Origin of the sequence: Mycoplana rhizolycopersici (genome assembly GCF_013378445.1) — a bacterium.
GTDB classification, from domain to species: Bacteria; Pseudomonadota; Alphaproteobacteria; order Rhizobiales; family Rhizobiaceae; genus Mycoplana; species Mycoplana rhizolycopersici.
This window is the reverse complement of the sequence record NZ_JABXYK010000005.1, coordinates 108,351-126,804: the sequence shown is the minus strand read 5'-3', so window position 1 is coordinate 126,804 and position 18,454 is coordinate 108,351. Positions and strand designations below refer to the sequence as shown.

Here is an 18,454-nt window from a genome sequence, read left to right as displayed (position 1 = left end):
CCAGAGTTCCACCTCGGCGGCGACGAACCGCCATCAAATGGCGTGGTCCTTGATCGACTTGTAGACGAAGAAGCCGACGAGCCAGGCTGCGAAGAATGCCAAGAAACCGAGCAGCGTATTCAGAAAACGCTTCGGATAGATGGCAATTTCGGGAACACGCGGCGCGACATAGGTTGCAAAGAAGCGCTCCTGCTTCTGGGCCTCCACCATCGCGGTCTCCAGGCCGGCGAGTGAAGTCGAATAGGCCTTCACGGCAAATTCCTGTTCGATCGAGAGTTGCGAGAAGCGATCGATGACCTCGGTCAGGTTGCCGTTCCCGGTACCGGCATTGCGGCCTGTCTTCTGCACGGTTCCCGAGCCGACGCGGGCCTTCTGTTCGGCAAGCTGTGCCTCAAGGGCGATGATGCGTCGTTCCATCACCTTGGCGGACGGGGCTTCTCTGCTGGCGGCAGTGGTCAGCGCCTTGTAGCGACTTCTGATCTGGGCCAGTTCTTTCTCGATGTCACCGATGATCGACGATTCCATCGACGCAAGCGTGCTCGGATCGACCGCCTGTTCGGTCTGGCGCAACTGCGACAGCTGCTCGCGGACGCTGGCCAGTCGGTTCTCGGCGCGCTCGACCTGCTTGTTGACGACGTCGGTATACTGGTTGCGGGATTCTTCGGACAGCTTGTTCACGAGGTTTTCGGAAACGAGCAGGACCGCATCCGTAATCCTCTTGGCGTCCTCGGGCGTAAAGGCGTACACCTGCAGCGTCACGTTGCCGGTCGTCGAATTGAAGCTGACATTGATCATGTCGCGCCAGTAGGACACGAACTTGTCCAACGGAACGTCGGCTGCGGTCTTGTAGAAGAAGTCGATGCCGTCGTGTGCATACAGCGTACGGACATCAAGGCCGACCTGATCGCGCATGTCCTGCAGGACCTGCTGGGACTGGACATAGTCGGTTACGATATAGGAGTCGCCGGATTCGGCCGTGGTACCCATCAGGCTGCCCAGTCCGAGGGCTCCGAGAGAACTCTGGTTGGCGCCACGGACCGCGAACTGGGTCTCGACCTCGTACTGGGGGCTTGCCATGAATGCGAAATAGAAGCCGACGACAAGCGTCGGCACGATCACGGCGAGCAGGAACGAGACCGGCGTCCAGGCGATCTTGCTCGTCCTTTTGGGAAGGACAGGCATTTCGAAGATCGACGCGGTCGAAAATTTCTTGCCCGGTTCCTTCTTGGCGGGCAGGAGATCGTCGTCGTCATCGAACGGATCGCGTCCCGGCCTCGAATCGGCCGCAGCCGACGCCTCGCGGATGAGGCGACGCTTCTGGCGCTCGGCACGACGAACGATTCGCGCCTTGGCCATATCCAGAAGGTTGCTGGCCTGCGGCTGCTCTCGGCTTTCTGGTTCCAGCTCGGGTGCTGCGGGCGCAGTGTCTTTCTTCACGGCAATGCTCTCGTGGTTGACTAGGTAATATTTGCTAAATGCCTGATCAGTCGGCAGTTTATTCGATACGTCATCCAGTTACAAGATGACGGCCCATGTGCTGATCCTCAACCATGGGCGAAGTTTCTGTCCGTATGGAGGCAGCGCTTCCAACATACCCCCTGTTCACGTGTCAATTCGTTAATATTGTGACGGTGCCGGCAAGGAAAAGTTGTTCAGGAAGCGTGACCCCGGCCGATGAAGGCCGAATTTGCAAAATCGACGTCGGTGGATTGGTCGGTCTTGCCATACCGGAACGGGCTTCCATCCGGGCAGGTGACGCGGCCGCCGGCCGCCCGCAGCACCGCGTCTCCGGCTGCGGTGTCCCACTCCATCGTGCGCCCGAAGCGCGGATAGACGTCGGCGAGCCCTTCCGCGAGAAGACAGAACTTGAGCGACGAACCGATCGTGGTGTGGTCGCAAATTCCCTCCGTACGAAGGAATTCTTCGGTCTGCGGATCGCCGTGGGAGCGGCTGATGACCGCCTTGAGGCTTGCATTTCGGGCGCGACAGCCGATCGGCCGGCGGTTCAGCACGTTGAAGTTCTCGTCCACGTCGAACTTCTCGGCCTGCCCGTTCGCACCGCGGTAAGCGGTCCCGAGGGCAGGGGCATAGACGATACCGGCGACCGGAACGCCGTTCTCGATCAGCGCGATATTGACGGTGAACTCGTCGCGTCTCGCGATGAATTCACGCGTGCCGTCAAGCGGGTCGACGAGGAAGAAGGAGCGCCCGCGAACGTCCGGCACGTTGCCGCCGGCCACCGCCTCCTCCGCCACGACCGGAATATCGGGAAAATGCTCTCCGAGTTGCGCAAGGATGATCGCTTCGGCGCGTTCGTCCGCCTCCGTCACCGGCGTCGCATCCTTCTTGAGCACAACGGATGGCCCGGCGCGATAGACTTCGAGAATGGCGCGTCCGGCGTCCAGCGCCGCCTTTTCGAGTATCGCCATGAGATCGGTGGGCAGGGTCATCGATGTTTCCTGATCATGCGTCATGCGAATGCGGCCTGCCATGCCGGCCGGGATTTGCCGGCGCGGCATGGGGCGGCGGCTTGCCGGTCGTTATCTTTCGGCAAGGTACTGGGCGATTCGGAGCGCCAGTTCATCGGGGCTGTGGTCGACGGTCCGCAGGTGGATTTCTGCGTTTTCAGGCTCCTCATACGGCGAACTGATGCCGGTGAAGTTCTGCAGTTCGCCTGCCATCGCCTTCTTGTAGAGGCCCTTCGGATCGCGCTTGGTGCATTCCGACAAGGGCGTGTCGACGAAGATCTCGATGAAATCGCCCTCCTCGAAAAGGTCGCGCGCCATCAGCCGCTCGGAGCGGAACGGCGAGATGGCGGAGACGATCACGATCAGGCCTGCCTGGGTCATGAGCTTGGCCACTTCCGCCATGCGGCGGATGTTTTCGACGCGGTCTTCGGCCGTGAAGCCGAGGTCGCGGTTCAGGCCGTGACGGACGTTGTCGCCATCCAGCACATAGGTGTGCTTGCCCTGGGCGTGCAGCAGCTTTTCCAGCGTGTTGGCGATGGTGGATTTGCCGGCACCGGAATAGCCGGTCAGCCACAGGACGGCCGGCCTCTGGTGCTTCAGCGCCGCGCGCGCTTCCTTGTTGATGTCGAGGGCCTGCCACTGGATGTTCGTCGCGCGACGGAGCGGGTGGTCGATCATGCCTGCGCCGACGGTGGCATTGGTGAAGCGGTCGATCAGCACGAAGTTTCCGGTGGTCCGGTTGTCCTTGTAGCTGTCGAAGGCGATCGGCGATTGCGTTGAAATATTGCAGACGCCGATCTCGTTCATATGCAGAGACTTGCTGGCCTCGTGCGAGAAGTTGTTGATGTCGACCTGGTATTTCAGTGCCGTGATCGTCGCTGGGACGCTGTCGACTTCCGTGCGCAGAACGTAGCTGCGGCCGGGCATCATCGGCTCGGATGAAAACCAGACGAGGTGGGCCATGAACTGGTCTGCCAGCTGCGGGCGATCTTCGGCGGCGGCAAGCAGGTCGCCCCGCGAAACGTCGACCTCGTCGTCAAGGACGAGGGTCACGGCCTGCCCCTGGACTGCGCTTTTGAGGTTGCCGTCCGCCGTCACGATGCTTCTCACCGTCGAGGTGTGGCCGGACTTGGTGACCGCGATCCGGTCGCCGACCGAGACGCGCCCGGCGGCGATCTGGCCGGCAAAGCCGCGGAAATCCAGATGCGGACGGATGACGAGCTGAACGGGAAGGCGGAACGGCCGGTTCAGGTCCGCATCGGCGATCGGAACGGTTTCCAGATGGCCGAGCAGGCTGGGTCCCTGATACCAGGGCATGTTCTGCGAGGCGATCGTCACGTTGTCGCCGTAGCGGGCGGAAATCGGGATCGGCGTGATCGTCTGGAAGCCGAAGTCCAGGGTGAAGAAGCGAAAGTCGTTCGCGATCGTTTCGAAGACGGTCTCGTCATAGTCGACGAGATCGATCTTGTTCACGGCCAGCACGATATGGCGGATGCCGAGGAGCGAAGCGATGTAGGCGTGGCGGCGTGTCTGCTGGAGAATGCCCTGGCGGCTGTCGACGAGCAGGATCGCCAGGTCGGCCGTCGATGCGCCGGTCGCCATGTTGCGGGTATATTCCTCGTGGCCGGGCGTGTCGGCGACGATGAAGCGGCGCTCCGAGGTCGCGAAGTAGCGATAGGCAACGTCAATGGTGATGCCCTGCTCGCGCTCGGCCTCGAGGCCGTCGAGCAGGAGCGAGAAGTCGATGGCGTCGCCGGCGTTTCCGTGCCGCACGCTGTCGCGCTCGAGCGCTTCGAGCTGGTCGTCGAAGATCAGCTTGGTATCGTACAGCAACCGGCCGATCAGCGTCGATTTGCCATCGTCCACCGAGCCGCAGGTGATGAAGCGCAGGAGCGGCTTCTGCTCCTGCTCGGCGAGGTATTCCTTGAGCGCGTCGCTCGTTGCGGCAAATGCAAGCGCGTTCATCAGAAATATCCCTCGCGTTTTTTCTTTTCCATCGACCCGGCCTCGTCCTTGTCGATCAGCCGGCCCTGGCGCTCGGAGGTGCGCGCAGTCAGCATCTCGCGCACGATGTCCGGAACGGTGGCGGCGTCCGATTCGATGGCGCCGGTCAGAGGATAGCACCCGAGCGTGCGGAACCGCACCAGCCGTTCTTCCACCGCTTCACCGTCTGCGACCGGCATGCGCTCGTCGTCGCGCATGATGAGCATCCCGTCGCGCTGGATTACCGGGCGGGTTGCTGCGAAGTACAGCGGCACGATCGGTATCTCTTCTTTCAGGATGTACTGCCAGATGTCCAGTTCGGTCCAGTTGGACAGCGGAAAGACGCGCATCGATTCGCCCGGTGCGACGCGGGTGTTGTAGGTCTTCCACATCTCTGGGCGCTGGTTCTTCGGATCCCAGGAATGCTGGGCATTGCGGAAGGAGAAGATGCGCTCCTTGGCGCGGGATTTCTCCTCGTCGCGGCGGGCGCCTCCGAATGCGGCATCGAAGCCGTACTTGTCCAGCGCCTGGCGGAGCGCCACGGTCTTCATCATATGGGTGTGAAAGCTGGAGCCGTGGCTGATGGGGCCGATGTTCTGCTCCACGCCGTCGGGATTGATATGGACGATCAGGTCCAGCTCCAGCTCTTTCGCCGTCCGGTCGCGGAAGTCGATCATCTCGCGAAACTTCCAGGTGGTGTCCACGTGGAGGAGCGGGAAGGGCAGCTTGGCCGGGAAAAACGCCTTGCGGGCGAGGTGCAGCAGGACGGACGAGTCCTTGCCGATCGAATAGAGCATAACGGGCTTCGAGGCGGTGGCGGCGACTTCCCGAAAGATATGGATTGCCTCTGCTTCGAGACGTTGAAGATGTGCAAGCGACATTATCTGGTTCCGTTTCCTTCCGCGCAGCGTTCCCAGGTCTTTCCTTAAGGCGCGCGGGTTCGGCAATGGGGCGATCTGCAGATCGGCTTCTTCCTATTTCACGCTCCGTTTACTCGGGTTTGCACGATGGCTGCAATGGGCCTCCACCAAGATTGTTGGTGCGGATACGGCATTCCGTTGCCCCTGTTGCTCTGGCGCCGCTCACGGCGAAACGGTGAATTCCACCGTATCGACAGGCTTATTTGCGAGCAAAGCGCAGTTTTTTTGTCGTTCCTGCCGAATTAATTGTCAAATCCACCAAAATACCGAAGAAGTTGATGGTCTCGGCATTTTGCGCTTCCCTTTTGACCGGAAAGCAGTATGGAATCCCACTGTTCAAGGGCTCTTCCAAAAGCTCAAATAACAAGAGATGCGGCCACATGGATCGCATCCAGGGGATAGACAATGGAATACTTTGTCCAGCAGCTCATAAACGGGCTGACTCTAGGCTCGATCTATGGGCTGATCGCCATCGGATATACGATGGTTTATGGCATCATCGGCATGATCAACTTCGCTCACGGCGATATTTTCATGCTCGGCGGCTTTGCCGCCCTCATCATCTTTCTGATCCTTACAAGCGTCTTTGTCGGGCTCCCGGTCGTCATCCTGCTGCTGGTGATGATGGCCGCCGCTATGCTGACGGCGGCGTTGTGGAACTGGACGATCGAAAAGGTCGCCTACCGCCCCTTGCGCGGTTCGTTCCGCCTGGCGCCGCTGATCACCGCGATCGGCATGTCGATCACCCTGTCGAACTTCGTTCAGGTGACCCAGGGCCCGCGCAACAAGCCGATCCCGCCGCTTGTGTCGTCGGTCTACGAAGTCTTCGGCCTCTCGGTCTCGCTGAAGCAGATCATGATCATGATCCTGACCGTGTCGCTTCTGGCCGTATTCTGGTACATCGTGAACAAGACCTCGCTCGGCCGCGCCCAGCGTGCCACCGAACAGGACCGCAAGATGGCGGCTCTGCTCGGTATCGACGTCGACCGCACCATCTCCATCACCTTCATCATGGGCGCGGCACTCGCGGCCGTCGCCGGTACCATGTATCTGATGTACTATGGCGTGATCGTGTTCACCGACGGCTTCGTCCCGGGCGTCAAGGCCTTTACGGCTGCGGTTCTCGGCGGCATCGGATCGTTGCCGGGCGCGGTTCTCGGCGGGCTTCTGATCGGGCTGATCGAATCCTTGTGGTCGGCCTACTTCACGATCGACTACAAGGACGTCGCCACGTTCTCGATCCTGGCCATCGTCCTGATCTTCAAGCCGTCCGGCATCCTCGGACGACCGGAAGTCGAGAAGGTATAATTCAATGGCAACGACAACCTACTCCAAGGAGAGCGCCGGCGGGTCCCTGACGGCGCGGGCTCTGCGCGAGGGCTTTTTTGCCGGTCTCGTCGCCTTCGGCCTGTTCTTCCTCTTCGTCGGCCTCGAGACGACGCAGAACATCCGCAACGAACTGGTGCTGAACCAGCGCTGGGGTCTTCTCGCCATCTTCGTGGCGGTCGCCGCCGCCGGCCGGTTCCTCGGCGTGCTCTATGTCCAGCCTTGGCTCGCAGCGCGCAAGACCGCGAAGGCCGCGGTCGCGGACAAGGATGTCCCGGAGACATTCCTTGCACGCAATTTCAGCAAGCTTGCAATCCTTGCGCTGGTGCTGATGCCGCCGGTCGCGGTGGCGCTCTTCGGCGTCCAGGGCTCGCTGAAATGGGTCGACAACTTCGGTATCCAGATCCTTATCTACGTGATGCTGGCCTGGGGTCTGAACATCGTCGTCGGCCTCGCAGGCCTGCTCGATCTTGGCTATGTCGCCTTCTACGCGGTCGGCGCCTATTCCTATGCACTGCTCTCCCAGCATTTCGGCTTCTCGTTCTGGATCCTGCTGCCGCTGGCCGGCATCCTTGCCGCCTTCTGGGGCATGATCCTGGGCTTCCCCGTGCTTCGGCTGAAGGGGGACTATCTGGCGATCGTGACGCTCGCCTTCGGTGAGATCATCCGCCTCGTCCTCATCAACTGGACGGAAGTCACAAAGGGTACGTTCGGCATTTCCGGCATTCCCAAGGCCAGCGTCTTCGGCATCTGGTCGTTCGACGTGGGTGCGGCGAACAACTTTGCCAAGGTGTTCGAACTGCCGATGTCGTCGGCCTACTACAAGATCTTCCTGTTCTATGTGATCCTGGCTCTGGCGCTGCTGACGGCCTATGTCACCATCCGGCTGCGTCGCATGCCGATCGGTCGTGCATGGGAAGCGCTTCGCGAGGACGAGATCGCCTGCCGTTCGCTCGGCATCAACACGGTCACGACCAAGCTCACGGCCTTTGCGACGGGGGCGATGTTCGGCGGCTTCGCCGGCTCGTTCTTCGCCGTCCGCCAGGGCTTCGTCTCGCCGGAATCCTTCGTGTTCCTGGAGTCCGCGATCATCCTGGCGATCGTCGTACTCGGCGGCATGGGGTCGCTCGTCGGCATCGCCGTGGCCGCAACGGTCATGGTCGGTGGAACCGAGCTCCTGCGCGAGATGACCTTCCTCAAGGCGATCTTCGGCCCGGACTTCACGCCGGAACTCTACCGCATGCTGATTTTCGGCCTCGCAATGGTCGTGGTGATGGTTTGGAAGCCGCGCGGGTTCGTCGGCAGCCGGGAACCGACCGCCTTCCTGCATGAGCGCAAGGCCGTATCGGGTAGCTTCACCAAGGAGGGCCACGGCTGATGTCCGCCCTCGAGACGAATACGATGACCAACGAACCAATCCTGAAAGTCGAGCATCTGTCGATGCGCTTCGGCGGGCTGATGGCGATCAACGACCTGTCCTTCGAGGCCCGGCGTGGCGACATCACCGCGCTCATCGGCCCGAACGGCGCAGGCAAGACAACCGTCTTCAACTGCGTAACCGGCTTCTACAAGCCGACCATGGGCATGGTCACGATGACGCAGCGCTCGGGCAAGAAGTTCCTGCTCGAACGCATGCCCGACTTCGAGATCACGCGCGACGCCAAGGTCGCGCGTACGTTCCAGAACATCCGCATGTTCTCGGGCCTGACGGTGCTGGAGAACCTGCTGGTCGCACAGCACAACATGCTGATGCGGGCATCCGGCTTCACCATCCTCGGCCTGCTCGGCTTTGCCGGCTACCGGCGCGCCACGGAGCAGTCGATCGAGATCGCAAAGTACTGGCTGGAGAAGGCGGATCTTTTGAGCCGCGCTGACGATCCCGCCGGCGATCTTCCCTATGGCGCGCAGCGCCGGCTGGAGATCGCGCGCGCCATGTGCACGGGGCCGGAATTCCTTTGCCTGGACGAACCGGCCGCCGGTCTGAACCCGCGTGAATCGCTGGCTCTGAACGAACTTCTGCGATCGATCCGCCAGGACACCGGCACTTCGATCCTGCTGATCGAGCACGACATGTCCGTGGTCATGGAAATCTCCGACCACGTCATCGTTCTGGAATACGGACAGAAGATTTCCGACGGCACGCCGGAGGAAGTGAAGAACGATCCGAGGGTCATCGCGGCCTATCTGGGCGTCGAGGACGAAGAGGTCGAAGAGGTGATCGAAGAGATCGAGGAGATCCAGGAGACCGAAGGCGGGCAGGGGGGTAAGCACTGATGAGCGAGACCCTTCTCAAGGTCCATGCCGTGGAGACCTACTACGGCAACATCCGTGCGCTGGCAGGCGTCGACGTGGAAGTGAACCGCGGCGAGATTGTCAGCCTGATCGGCGCGAACGGCGCGGGCAAGTCGACCCTGATGATGACGATCTGCGGCAGCCCGCAGGCGCGCACCGGTACTGTCACCTTCGACGGGCAGGACATCACCCGGCTGCCGACGCACGAGATCGCCCGGCTGCGTATCGCCCAGTCGCCGGAAGGCCGCCGCATCTTCCCACGCATGACGGTCTATGAAAACCTCCAGATGGGGGCCAGCCTCGACAAGCTGAAGTACTTCGACGAGGACGTGGAGAAGATCTTCACGCTGTTCCCGCGTTTGAAGGAGCGTCAGGCGCAGCGCGGCGGCACGCTTTCGGGCGGCGAGCAGCAGATGCTGTCGATCGGCCGCGCGCTGATGGCCCGGCCGAAGCTTCTGCTGCTGGACGAGCCTTCGCTCGGCCTGGCGCCGCTGATCGTCAAGCAGATCTTCGACGCCATCAAGGTCTTGAACAAGGAGCAGGGGCTGACCGTATTCCTCGTCGAGCAAAACGCTTTTGCGGCGCTCAAGCTGTCGGACCGCGGCTACGTCATGGTCAACGGCCGGGTCACGATGAGCGGTTCGGGCAAGGAGCTGTTGGCCAATCCGGAAGTGCGCGCCGCCTATCTCGAAGGCGGGCGGCATTGAGGACGGGGCGCACGGTCCCTCGGGACCATGGGCAGAACCGATGCGTTACAGCGACCTTTGCGCGTCTCCAAAGACGCGCGGCGCTGTAGAGGAGTATGTGAGATGCAGGGAATTCTCTACGAGGAGCCGTCTTTCCTCCAGTTTCTTTTCGTCACCGTCATCATGGGCGGATGGACCGCTTGGCGGACGGGAAAGAGCGTTGCGGAAAACTGGCAGAACTACAGGACGCTCGTCCTCTACGTGTTGTTGCTGGGGGCGGCCATCCGCTTCATCCACCACGCGCTGTTCAACGGTAGCATGCTGACTTTGCAGTACTATTTCGTGGACACCGCGGTGCTTTTGTTGTTTGCTACGGCCGGTTATCGCTTCTACCGCACCAGGCAGATGACCAATAACTACTACTGGCTCTACGAGAAGGTTTCGCCCTTCTCCTGGAAAGCCAAATAAGAGGGAACCCCACGCCCGGCGTGCTGGCGCCGTGCTGGAAAGAAGACACCGGCGCAATGACGGTGGGTATTGCGATCGGTTAAAAAAGCCTACCTGCCTTAAAATCTTGGGAGTTACGAAATGAAGAAGTCTCTCTTGTCGGCTGTTGCTTTGGCTGCAATGGTCGCGTTCAGCGGCAATGCATGGGCCGACATCCTGATCGGCGTCGGCGGTCCGCTGACCGGCCCGAACGCCGCATTCGGCGCGCAGTTGCAGAAGGGTGCCGAACAGGCCGCTGCCGACATCAATGCAGCCGGCGGCGTCAATGGCGAGCAGATCAAGATCGTGCTCGGCGACGACGTTTCCGACCCGAAGCAGGGCGTTTCGGTCGCCAACAAGTTCGTCGCTGACGGGGTGAAGTTTGTCGTCGGTCACTTCAACTCGGGCGTTTCGATCCCGACCTCGGAAATCTATGCCGAAAACGGCATCCTGCAGATTTCACCGGCCTCGACCAACCCGACCTACACCGAGCGTGGTCTGTGGAACACCTTCCGTACCTGCGGCCGTGACGACCAGCAGGGTGCCGTGGCCGGCGCCTTCATCGCCGCGAACTTCAAGGACGCCAAGGTTGCCGTCATCCACGACAAGACCCCGTATGGCCAGGGCCTTGCCGACGAAACCAAGAAGGGAATGAACGAAGCCGGCGTCACCGAAGCCATCTATGAAGGCATCAACGCGGGCGACAAGGACTTCTCGGCCCTCATCGCCAAGATGAAGGAAGCCGGCGTCTCAATCGTCTACTACGGCGGCCTGCACACCGAAGCCGGCCTGATCATGCGCCAGATGAAGGACCAGGGCCTGAACGCAACGGTGATGTCGGGCGATGGCATCGTTTCGAACGAACTGGCCTCGATCGCCGGCGACGCCGTCGACGGTACGCTGATGACGTTCGCTCCGGACCCGCGCAAAAACCCGGCCGCAGTCGAGCTGGTCGAGAAGTTCCGCGCGTCGGGCTTCGAGCCGGAAGCCTACACGCTCTATGCCTATGCTGCCGTCCAGGTCATCGCTGACGGTGCCAAGGCTGCGGGCGGCACCGATCCGCAGGCTGTCGCCGAAGCCATCAAGGCCAAGGGTCCGTTCAAGACCGCCATCGGCGAACTCGGCTTCGACGAAAAGGGCGACATCACCCGTCCGGACTACGTCATGTACACCTGGAAGAAGGGTGACGACGGCAAGTTCAGCTACTTCCAGAACGAGTAGTCGTTCCGGCGGAAAGGGCGGCCTTCGGGCCGCCCGAACCGGTTCAATATTGAGCCCGGCGCTTGCGTCCGGGCTCTTTTCGTGTCTGGTGTTGGGCAGAGTTGGAGGAACGGATGACCAAACCACGTATCTTGCTGACGAGAAGATGGCCGGCCGCCGTGGAAGCGGCCCTTGCGGAGCGGTTCGACACGACGTTGAACGCCGATGACCGGCCGATGGATCAGGTCGCGCTCGCAGCAGCGCTGGCGACGTACGACGCCGTGCTTCCGACGGTATCGGACAGGCTGCCGGCGGCGTTGTTCGATCAGGGCACGTTGCGGGCAGGAATCATCGGCAACTACGGGGTGGGCTACAATCACATCGATGTCGCCGCGGCTGCGGGCAAGGGCATCGTCGTCACCAATACGCCGGGCGTGCTGACCGATTGCACCGCGGATATCGCCATGACGCTGCTTCTCTCGGTCGCGCGCCGTGCGGGCGAGGGCGAGCGGGAGGTGCGGGCAGGTGCGTGGTCCGGCTGGCGCCCGACGCACATGATCGGCACGAAGGTCACCGGCAAGACGCTCGGCATCATCGGTTTCGGGCGGATCGGCAAGGCGATGGCGAAGCGCTGCCACTTCGGGTTCGACATGGACGTGGTGTTCTACAACCGCTCCCCTGTCGATCCTGCCGAGGCGGCGCGCTATGGCGCCCGCCAGATGGAGAGCGTCGAGGAGGTTCTTTCGGTGGCGGACTTTGTGTCGCTGCACTGCCCCGGTGGCGGGGAAAACAGCAACCTCATCAATGCCGCGCGGCTGCAAGCCATGAAGCAGTCCGCCTTTCTGATCAACACCGCCCGCGGCGACGTGGTCGGCGAGGCCGCTCTTGCCGCAGCACTTTCGGAGCGCCGCATCGCCGGTGCGGGCCTGGATGTCTATGCGGCCGAGCCGCATGTGCCCGATGCGCTCCGGGGCATGGACAATGTCGTGCTGCTGCCGCATCTCGGCAGCGCGACTGCCGAGACACGCATCGCCATGGGCATGAAGGTGGTCGACAACGTGACCGCCTTCTTCGACGGGCGGGAACCGCCGGACCGGGTGGCCTGACGCACGGAACCCCGGCGGTTGCGGCTTTGGCGCGCATGGCGCAAATGCCGCAGTTCCGGAAAATATGCGTTTTCCCTCGCGGATGCTGCGAGGGCTATCGCTTGCGCGCCGGCGGGAATCGGGCCACCATCCGGGTTCAAGGCAGGCTGGCGCGTCGGCGGGTCAGGGGCAGGACGCACCGGGATATGAACCGGATCCGGGTATTTACCCGGCGCCGCTCCGCGTTCGGGGCTCATTTGATCGCGTGCCGTATAGGGAAGAGCGCTCCAGGGCGGGAAAGGCGAAGGCCATGATCCCGAATGGAGATTTTTATGCCTCATCCAGCTGCAAGTGAAGGAAATCCGCGATCTGTTGCTGCTGCTGCCGCATTGCTGCGGCCGTTTTTACTGGTTGTCAGCGTTTCATGCGCGATCCAGGCGACCGCCATTCCGGCCCGCGCGCATGATGCGCCGAGTGGCTGGAGCTATCCCTATTCCTGCTGCTCGATGCAGGACTGCCGGCCCGTCGCGACCAAGGCGATAAGCGAGCGCCCGGAAGGCTTCGTCATCAACGGCACCGGCGAGGTCGTGCCTTACCGGGACGCGCGCGTGCGTCCATCTCCGGACGGCGAATTTCACTGGTGTTCGGTCGCCGGCGGAGAGCATGGGCGGACCATCTGCCTGTTCGTGCCGCCACGGGCCTATTGACGGTATTCGACCTCAGCCAAAAACAGCACCCGGCATGCAATGGCTCGATACCGGTCGCCATAGAGCGTTTCGGGGGCGGCTTTTCGCGTCTCGAAATCTGACAGCTTGCAATCTATGGTGCTGTCTTGGCACAATACGGGCGGATCGGTCGATTTTTAACATTGCGATTAGGGCGGCATGAATTCCACCCAATTATGTTCTCTGCATGAAAGTGCGGAGACTGTAATGTTTCGGGACGTATCGCTGTCGGAGGAGGGATTGCGCACGCACCGGCACGCGCCGGCCAGGGCGGATCTTGCGACGATCCTGCCCTACAGTTTCCTTGTGGCTGCGGCGATCGCGATCGGCGTCCATCTTGTGCTGAGTGCACTGCACGCGCCGTTCCGACTGTTGCCGATGCTTGAACCGGGCCCGGCAGCACTCGGCATCACGCCGTCGATCATCATTGCGGCCAGCGTCGCCGGGCTGCTGGCGGCCATGGCAGGGATCGGCCTTGGCGCGTTGAAGCATGCGCGCGCCCGGCTTCGGCGCGACAGCCTCGAGGATACCATCTCCGACGTCATGCAGCCGGAGACGGTTGTGGCCGCGATCGAGGCCGCTGCCAGCCCCGGTTTCGTCGTGCTGTTCCAGGTCGCGCATTTCCCGTTTCTTTCCGTCCGCCATGGGGCGGATGCCGCGAACGCCATCCTGCGCGTGGCGACGGAGGAGCTTTCGCGCATGTTCCATGCACCACATCAGATTGGACGCCTGGCGGCCGGCGAATTCGTCGTGACGGTCGACGGAGCGAACGCCGACGACTGCATCCTTCTGGTCGAAGAGGTCCGTCGCTCCGTATCAGGCCGGTCGATTACGACCGATAGCGGGGAACTGCGGGTGACGATGCTTGCCGGAATGGCGCGGATTTCGCCCAACGTCCAGGCTTCGGACAGCCTGGAGAGTGCACGCCGGGCGATAGAGCACGCGCGCAACGCCGCCAGCGACAGCGTCGTCTACGCCTTCGACAAGCACGCAAAGCCGGTCTCCTGACGCGAGGCAGGCCGCATTCTCGCAGATTCGTTCCCGACGCTTCAGGCCTGTTTCGCTGTCTCAGATCGACTGCAGGACCTCGGGATCGTTGACCTGTACCAGACGCCCGCGCACGCTGACGCCATGGCGCCGCAGATAGGAGAAGGCGCGCGAAAGGGCTTCCGGCGCCAAACCCAGTTGCCCGGCCAGCAGGTTCTTCTGGTAGGGGAGGCGGAAGCTGACATTGCGGGCACCCTGCGGGCACTGCTTCTTGAGATAATGCGCCACACGCTGCGGGGCGGTGTGCAGGCGGTCATCTGCGAGCATGGAGAGGCTGCTGGCGAACTGACCGGAGAGCGCAGATGCCAGGGCGAGGGCCAGGTCCGGCTTTCTTGCAGCCAGCTCGCGAATGCGCTGCAGGTCGAACTGCGCGACCTTGACGCTATCGGTCGCCTGCGCATTGACGCAGTAGGTCTGGCGGTCCAGGCAGACGCTGCTGCCGATCACGTCGCCGGGCTCGTGGATCAGGAGATCCACTTCCCGTCCCTGCGGGGAGAGATGGAAGGTGCGGACGTAGCCGCTCAGCACGCAGACGAGTGTCTCGGCCGGATCTCCCTCGCGGAACAGCATCTGCCGCGGACCGACCGAGCGAATGATGGCGAATTCTAGCATCGCCGCCACGGTGTCCAAATCCAGCGCTGTCAGCAGCGGCAGGCATCCCAGGGTCTCGCGCTCCCAGGCGTTCGGTCTCGTCATCCTGTTCATTGCTTCACGCCCTTCCCATTGTCCTTGCGGGGCCGTGCCTCTTCAAGAGAGGCGGCTGCCCGGTGCATGGGTAAAGGTTAAGGAGAAATGGTGCGGTCCACGTTGATTTCGGTCAAATGGTCGCAGCCCATATTCGCAATGCTTCATAAGCAAAAGCCGGGCGCTTGCGACGCCCGGCTCGAAGATGCCCTGCTTCGCTTTTTGCTATTCTGCGGCAAGCGCCGAATGATGGACCACGCTCAGCGGCTTCTTTCCGCGGTCGCCCTGCTTCTCCAGTGCCGAAACCCTTCCTTCAATGGCTTCCAGATCCTCGGTCGTCTTTGCCGTAGCCTCGGTCAGTGCCTCGTTGTCGAGCGGTGCGGTTTCCTCGTCCTTCCTGCCGACGAAGCGGCCGAAGATCCACGCCAGCAAGCGCGAGAGATCGTCCATGATCAGGAAGAACGACGGCACGACGACGAGCGACAAAACGGTCGACACGATGATGCCGCCGATCACCGCAATCGCCATGGGCGCGCGGAAGGTACCCCCTTCGCCGACCCCGAGCGCGGATGGCAGCATGCCGGCGGACATGGCGATCGAGGTCATGATGATCGGGCGGGCGCGCTTGCGGCCGGCCTCGATCATCGCCTGGGTGCGCTCCATGCCGCGATGCATCATCTCGATTGCGAAATCCACGAGCAGGATCGCATTCTTGGTGACGATGCCCATCAGCATCAGGATGCCGATCAGCACGGGCATGGACAAAGCGTTCTGTGTCAGGATCAGGCCCGCCGCCACGCCGCCGATCGCAAGCGGTAGCGAGAACAGGATGGTGAACGGCTGGATGACGTCCTTGAACAGCAGGATGAGCACCATCAGCACCAGCAGCAGCCCCAGCAGCATGGCGTTGCCAAAACTCTGCTGCATCTCCGCCTGAACCTCTGCGTCGCCGCTCTCGAGGAACTGCACCGTATCGGGCATGTCGATGCTGCGGGCGATCTCCCTGAAGCGGGCGGTTGCGGTGTCGAGCGCGACGCCGGGCTTGAGGTCGGAGCCGATCGAGACGACGCGGTTGCGGTCATGGCGCTTGATCGAGCTCGGGCCTTCCGAATAGTCGATGTCGGCCACGGACGACAGCGGCACGAACTGGCCCTTCGACGTCCTGATCTTCAGGTTGCGGATCGCGCCCAGATCGCCGCGGAAGTCGCGATCGAGCTGGACCCGGATCGGGATCAGCCGGTCGTCCAGCGACATCTTGCTGAGCTGCGAATCGATGTCGCCGATCGTCGCCACGCGGACGACCTCGGCAATCTGCGCGGTGGTGATGCCGAGGCGGGCCATGCGGTCGTCACGCGGCCGGATCTGCAGTTCGGGCCGCGGCAGCGAGCCTTCCGAGCTGACGTTCGACAGGACGGGATCGGCGCGCAGCTCGGCTTCCAGCACGGCGACGGTACGGTCGAGATCGGCCTCGCTGTTGGAGAGGAGGTTGAACGACAGGTCGCGTTCGCCGCGGTCGTTCAACTTGATGATGCGGACGTCGGGGATGTCACGAATGCTCGCAAAGACTTCCTTCTCGATATCCCATTGCGGCGTCGTGCGACCGGTAGGCGGCAGTTTCGGCAGGTACTGGCCGATGACGGGGATACCGCCGAGCACGTCGTTGACGATCTTGTTCACCAGCGATTGATCACGCTTGTCGAGTATAACCGTGATCGAAGCCCGGCGCAGTTCGAGGTCGCCCTTGGGCGAGGAGCCGCCGAGCACGAAGACGCTGTCGACGCCGGGGATGTTCCTGACGCGGTCGTAGATCTCCGCGGTTGTGCTGTCGGTATCCTCCAGCATGGCGTCCGGCGGCAGCTCGACGGAAAGCACGATGCGCGAGGCGTCTTCCGGCGGCATGAAGCTGCCGGGCACCTGGGCGAGCAGCAACAGGGAGCCTGCGAGGAAGGCGATCGCGGCCAGCAAGGTGGCATAGCGGCTGTACCAGTGGCGGGTGGTGACGGTCACCAGCCAGGTGTAACCGCGCATGAATGCGCCTTCCTTGTCCTCGTCATGGCCATCGGCATCGCTGGAGCGCATCAGGTAGGCGGCCATGACCGGCGTGATCAGACGCGCCACCATCAGCGAGAAGAAGACGGCGACGGCGACTGTCAGCCCGAACTGGATGAAGTACTGGCCGGCAATGCCCGGCATGAAGGAGACCGGCACGAAGACCGCGATGATGGTGAAGGTGGTCGCGATCACCGCCAGGCCGATCTCGTCTGCGGCCTCGATCGCAGCGCGGTAGGGCGTCTTGCCCATCTTGATGTGGCGGGCGATGTTTTCGACCTCCACGATCGCGTCGTCGACGAGAATGCCGGTCGCCAGCGTCATTGCGAGGAAACTGACGAGGTTGAGCGAGAAGCCCAACAGGTCCATCACATAGAAGGTGGGAATGGCCGAGAGCGGCAGCGCAACGGCGGAAATCAGCGTCGCCCGCCAGTTGCGCAGGAACAGCAGCACGACGATGACGGCGAGGATCGCGCCTTCCATCAGCGTGTGAAGGGCCGCCTCGTAGTTGCCGTAGGTGAAGTAGACGGCATCATCGACAAGGCTGATCGACACGTCGGGGTTCTTTTCGCGAACCGTTACCAGAGCCCTCTCCACGGATTCGGCGACCGTCACTTCGCTTGCGCCCTTGGAGCGGAAGACGGCGAAGGTGACGACGGGATTGCCGTTGAAGCGCGAGAAGGAGCGCGGCTCCTCATAGGTATCGTTAATCCGGCCGAGCTCGGAAAGGCGCACGAAACGGCCGTTGGGAAGCGCGATCGTCGTGGAGGCGAGCTTTTCCACCGAGCGCGCGTCGCCGAGCACGCGGATCGCCTGTTCGGCGCCGGCGATCTGGCCGCGCCCGGAACCGACATCGGCATTCATGCTGCGCATCTGCTGGTTCACGTCGGCGGCAGTGATGCCGAAGGACTCCAGCTTGTCGGCATTGAGCTCGATGCGGACTTCGCGGTCCGCGCCGCCGAAGCGGTCGATCTTGCCAACGCCCGGCTGGCCCTGCACGGCGCGCTTTACGGTATCGTCCACGAACCAGGACAGTTCTTCCAGCGTCATGTTCGGCGAGGAAACGGCAAAGGTCTGAATCGCCTGGCCCTCGACGTCGATCTTGGTGACGACAGGCTCTTCGATCGAGGCCGGCAGGTCGGTGCGGATGCGGTCGATTGCGTCCTTGACGTCCTGCAGCGCCTGGTTGGTCGGGACCTCAAGCTCGAACAGGATAGAGGTGACGGAACTGCCGTCGGTCACCGTCGACATGATGTCCTTGACGCCGGAAATGCCGGCGACCGCGTCCTCGATCTCCTTGGTGACCTGCAGTTCCAGCTCGGCCGGTGCCGCGCCGCTCTGCGTCACGTTCACCGCGATGACCGGCACGTCGATATTGGGGAAGCGCGTGATCGGCAGCGTATAGAACGACTGCAGGCCGACGACCATCAGCAGGAAAAACGCGAGCAGCGGTGCGATCGGATTGCGAATGGACCAAGCAGAAAAATTCATGTCCCAGATGTC

The 18,454-nt window shown here is 62.4% G+C and carries 16 protein-coding genes; 9 read left to right on the top strand and 7 right to left on the bottom strand.

What is annotated here, in order from left to right; all coding sequences use genetic code 11:
- Positions 1-33 precede the first annotated feature (33 nt).
- The 5 genes from HV823_RS09915 to HV823_RS09895 all read right to left on the bottom strand — a co-directional run bounded on the left by HV823_RS09915 (position 34) and on the right by HV823_RS09895 (position 5,753).
- A complete protein-coding gene (locus HV823_RS09915) occupies positions 34-1,437 on the bottom strand; it encodes a KpsE/RkpR family capsule polysaccharide export protein (protein WP_176949560.1) in 1,404 nt (467 codons plus the stop codon).
- A gap of 215 nt (positions 1,438-1,652) precedes the next feature.
- Positions 1,653-2,450, bottom strand: coding sequence for a 3'(2'),5'-bisphosphate nucleotidase CysQ (gene cysQ / locus HV823_RS09910; protein WP_176949559.1), 798 nt, complete (start codon positions 2,448-2,450; stop codon positions 1,653-1,655).
- Positions 2,451-2,540: 90 nt separating this feature from the next.
- Positions 2,541-4,433, bottom strand: coding sequence for a sulfate adenylyltransferase subunit CysN (cysN, locus tag HV823_RS09905; RefSeq protein WP_176949558.1), 1,893 nt, complete (start codon positions 4,431-4,433; stop codon positions 2,541-2,543).
- The gene (gene cysD / locus HV823_RS09900; RefSeq protein WP_176949557.1) at positions 4,433-5,332 is read right to left on the bottom strand and encodes a sulfate adenylyltransferase subunit CysD; all 900 of its coding nucleotides are present in this window, start codon (positions 5,330-5,332) and stop codon (positions 4,433-4,435) included. The genes cysN and cysD overlap by 1 nt, the downstream gene beginning before the upstream one ends.
- Before the next feature lie 238 nt (positions 5,333-5,570).
- Complete coding sequence (locus tag HV823_RS09895; RefSeq protein WP_176949556.1) at positions 5,571-5,753, bottom strand: hypothetical protein; 183 nt, start codon at positions 5,751-5,753, stop codon at positions 5,571-5,573.
- Between the two features lie 23 nt (positions 5,754-5,776).
- Here HV823_RS09895 and HV823_RS09890 point away from each other — a divergent pair, with 23 nt between their 5' ends.
- The 9 genes from HV823_RS09890 (at position 5,777) to HV823_RS09850 (ending at position 14,179) form a co-directional block, all read left to right on the top strand.
- The gene (locus tag HV823_RS09890; protein ID WP_176949555.1) at positions 5,777-6,679 is read left to right on the top strand and encodes a branched-chain amino acid ABC transporter permease; all 903 of its coding nucleotides are present in this window, start codon (positions 5,777-5,779) and stop codon (positions 6,677-6,679) included.
- A 4-nt stretch (positions 6,680-6,683) separates the two neighbouring features.
- The gene (livM, locus tag HV823_RS09885; protein ID WP_176949554.1) at positions 6,684-8,075 is read left to right on the top strand and encodes a high-affinity branched-chain amino acid ABC transporter permease LivM; all 1,392 of its coding nucleotides are present in this window, start codon (positions 6,684-6,686) and stop codon (positions 8,073-8,075) included.
- The gene (locus tag HV823_RS09880; RefSeq protein ID WP_176949553.1) at positions 8,075-8,971 is read left to right on the top strand and encodes an ABC transporter ATP-binding protein; all 897 of its coding nucleotides are present in this window, start codon (positions 8,075-8,077) and stop codon (positions 8,969-8,971) included. The genes livM and HV823_RS09880 overlap by 1 nt, the downstream gene beginning before the upstream one ends.
- Positions 8,971-9,696 (top strand): ABC transporter ATP-binding protein, encoded by a 726-nt coding sequence (locus HV823_RS09875; protein ID WP_097140657.1) that lies wholly within the window; start codon positions 8,971-8,973, stop codon positions 9,694-9,696. The genes HV823_RS09880 and HV823_RS09875 overlap by 1 nt, the downstream gene beginning before the upstream one ends.
- A gap of 102 nt (positions 9,697-9,798) precedes the next feature.
- Complete coding sequence (locus HV823_RS09870; protein WP_176949552.1) at positions 9,799-10,143, top strand: DUF6867 family protein; 345 nt, start codon at positions 9,799-9,801, stop codon at positions 10,141-10,143.
- 120 nt (positions 10,144-10,263) lie between these two features.
- Positions 10,264-11,382 (top strand): branched-chain amino acid ABC transporter substrate-binding protein, encoded by a 1,119-nt coding sequence (locus tag HV823_RS09865; RefSeq protein WP_176949551.1) that lies wholly within the window; start codon positions 10,264-10,266, stop codon positions 11,380-11,382.
- Positions 11,383-11,495: 113 nt separating this feature from the next.
- Entirely contained in the window at positions 11,496-12,467 is a 972-nt protein-coding gene (locus HV823_RS09860; protein WP_176949550.1) for a 2-hydroxyacid dehydrogenase, read from the top strand.
- 371 nt (positions 12,468-12,838) lie between these two features.
- Positions 12,839-13,153 carry a hypothetical protein gene (locus HV823_RS09855; RefSeq protein WP_176949753.1) on the top strand — a complete coding sequence of 105 codons (315 nt, stop codon included), beginning with the start codon at positions 12,839-12,841 and terminating at the stop codon, positions 13,151-13,153.
- Positions 13,154-13,378: 225 nt separating this feature from the next.
- Positions 13,379-14,179 (top strand): GGDEF domain-containing protein, encoded by an 801-nt coding sequence (locus HV823_RS09850; protein ID WP_176949549.1) that lies wholly within the window; start codon positions 13,379-13,381, stop codon positions 14,177-14,179.
- Positions 14,180-14,239: 60 nt separating this feature from the next.
- On the opposite strand, the gene HV823_RS09845 is transcribed toward HV823_RS09850, so the two are convergent.
- Together HV823_RS09845 and HV823_RS09840 are read right to left on the bottom strand one after the other, a co-directional pair.
- Entirely contained in the window at positions 14,240-14,914 is a 675-nt protein-coding gene (locus HV823_RS09845) for a Crp/Fnr family transcriptional regulator (RefSeq protein ID WP_176949548.1), read from the bottom strand.
- A gap of 213 nt (positions 14,915-15,127) precedes the next feature.
- A complete protein-coding gene (locus tag HV823_RS09840) occupies positions 15,128-18,442 on the bottom strand; it encodes an efflux RND transporter permease subunit (protein ID WP_176949547.1) in 3,315 nt (1,104 codons plus the stop codon).
- Positions 18,443-18,454: the final 12 nt, after the last annotated feature.

What these genes read in the sequence shown, in the direction of transcription:
- cysQ (WP_176949559.1), bottom strand. Translation starts at nt 2,450, where the DNA reads ATGACCCTGCCCACCGATCTCATGGCGATACTCGAAAAGGCGGCGCTG.
- cysN (WP_176949558.1), bottom strand. Translation starts at nt 4,433, where the DNA reads ATGAACGCGCTTGCATTTGCCGCAACGAGCGACGCGCTCAAGGAATAC.
- cysD (WP_176949557.1), bottom strand. Translation starts at nt 5,332, where the DNA reads ATGTCGCTTGCACATCTTCAACGTCTCGAAGCAGAGGCAATCCATATC.
- HV823_RS09895 (WP_176949556.1), bottom strand. Translation starts at nt 5,753, where the DNA reads ATGTGGCCGCATCTCTTGTTATTTGAGCTTTTGGAAGAGCCCTTGAAC.
- HV823_RS09890 (WP_176949555.1), top strand. Translation starts at nt 5,777, where the DNA reads ATGGAATACTTTGTCCAGCAGCTCATAAACGGGCTGACTCTAGGCTCG.
- livM (WP_176949554.1), top strand. Translation starts at nt 6,684, where the DNA reads ATGGCAACGACAACCTACTCCAAGGAGAGCGCCGGCGGGTCCCTGACG.
- HV823_RS09880 (WP_176949553.1), top strand. Translation starts at nt 8,075, where the DNA reads ATGTCCGCCCTCGAGACGAATACGATGACCAACGAACCAATCCTGAAA.
- HV823_RS09875 (WP_097140657.1), top strand. Translation starts at nt 8,971, where the DNA reads ATGAGCGAGACCCTTCTCAAGGTCCATGCCGTGGAGACCTACTACGGC.
- HV823_RS09870 (WP_176949552.1), top strand. Translation starts at nt 9,799, where the DNA reads ATGCAGGGAATTCTCTACGAGGAGCCGTCTTTCCTCCAGTTTCTTTTC.
- HV823_RS09865 (WP_176949551.1), top strand. Translation starts at nt 10,264, where the DNA reads ATGAAGAAGTCTCTCTTGTCGGCTGTTGCTTTGGCTGCAATGGTCGCG.
- HV823_RS09860 (WP_176949550.1), top strand. Translation starts at nt 11,496, where the DNA reads ATGACCAAACCACGTATCTTGCTGACGAGAAGATGGCCGGCCGCCGTG.
- HV823_RS09850 (WP_176949549.1), top strand. Translation starts at nt 13,379, where the DNA reads ATGTTTCGGGACGTATCGCTGTCGGAGGAGGGATTGCGCACGCACCGG.
- HV823_RS09845 (WP_176949548.1), bottom strand. Translation starts at nt 14,914, where the DNA reads ATGACGAGACCGAACGCCTGGGAGCGCGAGACCCTGGGATGCCTGCCG.
- HV823_RS09840 (WP_176949547.1), bottom strand. Translation starts at nt 18,442, where the DNA reads ATGAATTTTTCTGCTTGGTCCATTCGCAATCCGATCGCACCGCTGCTC.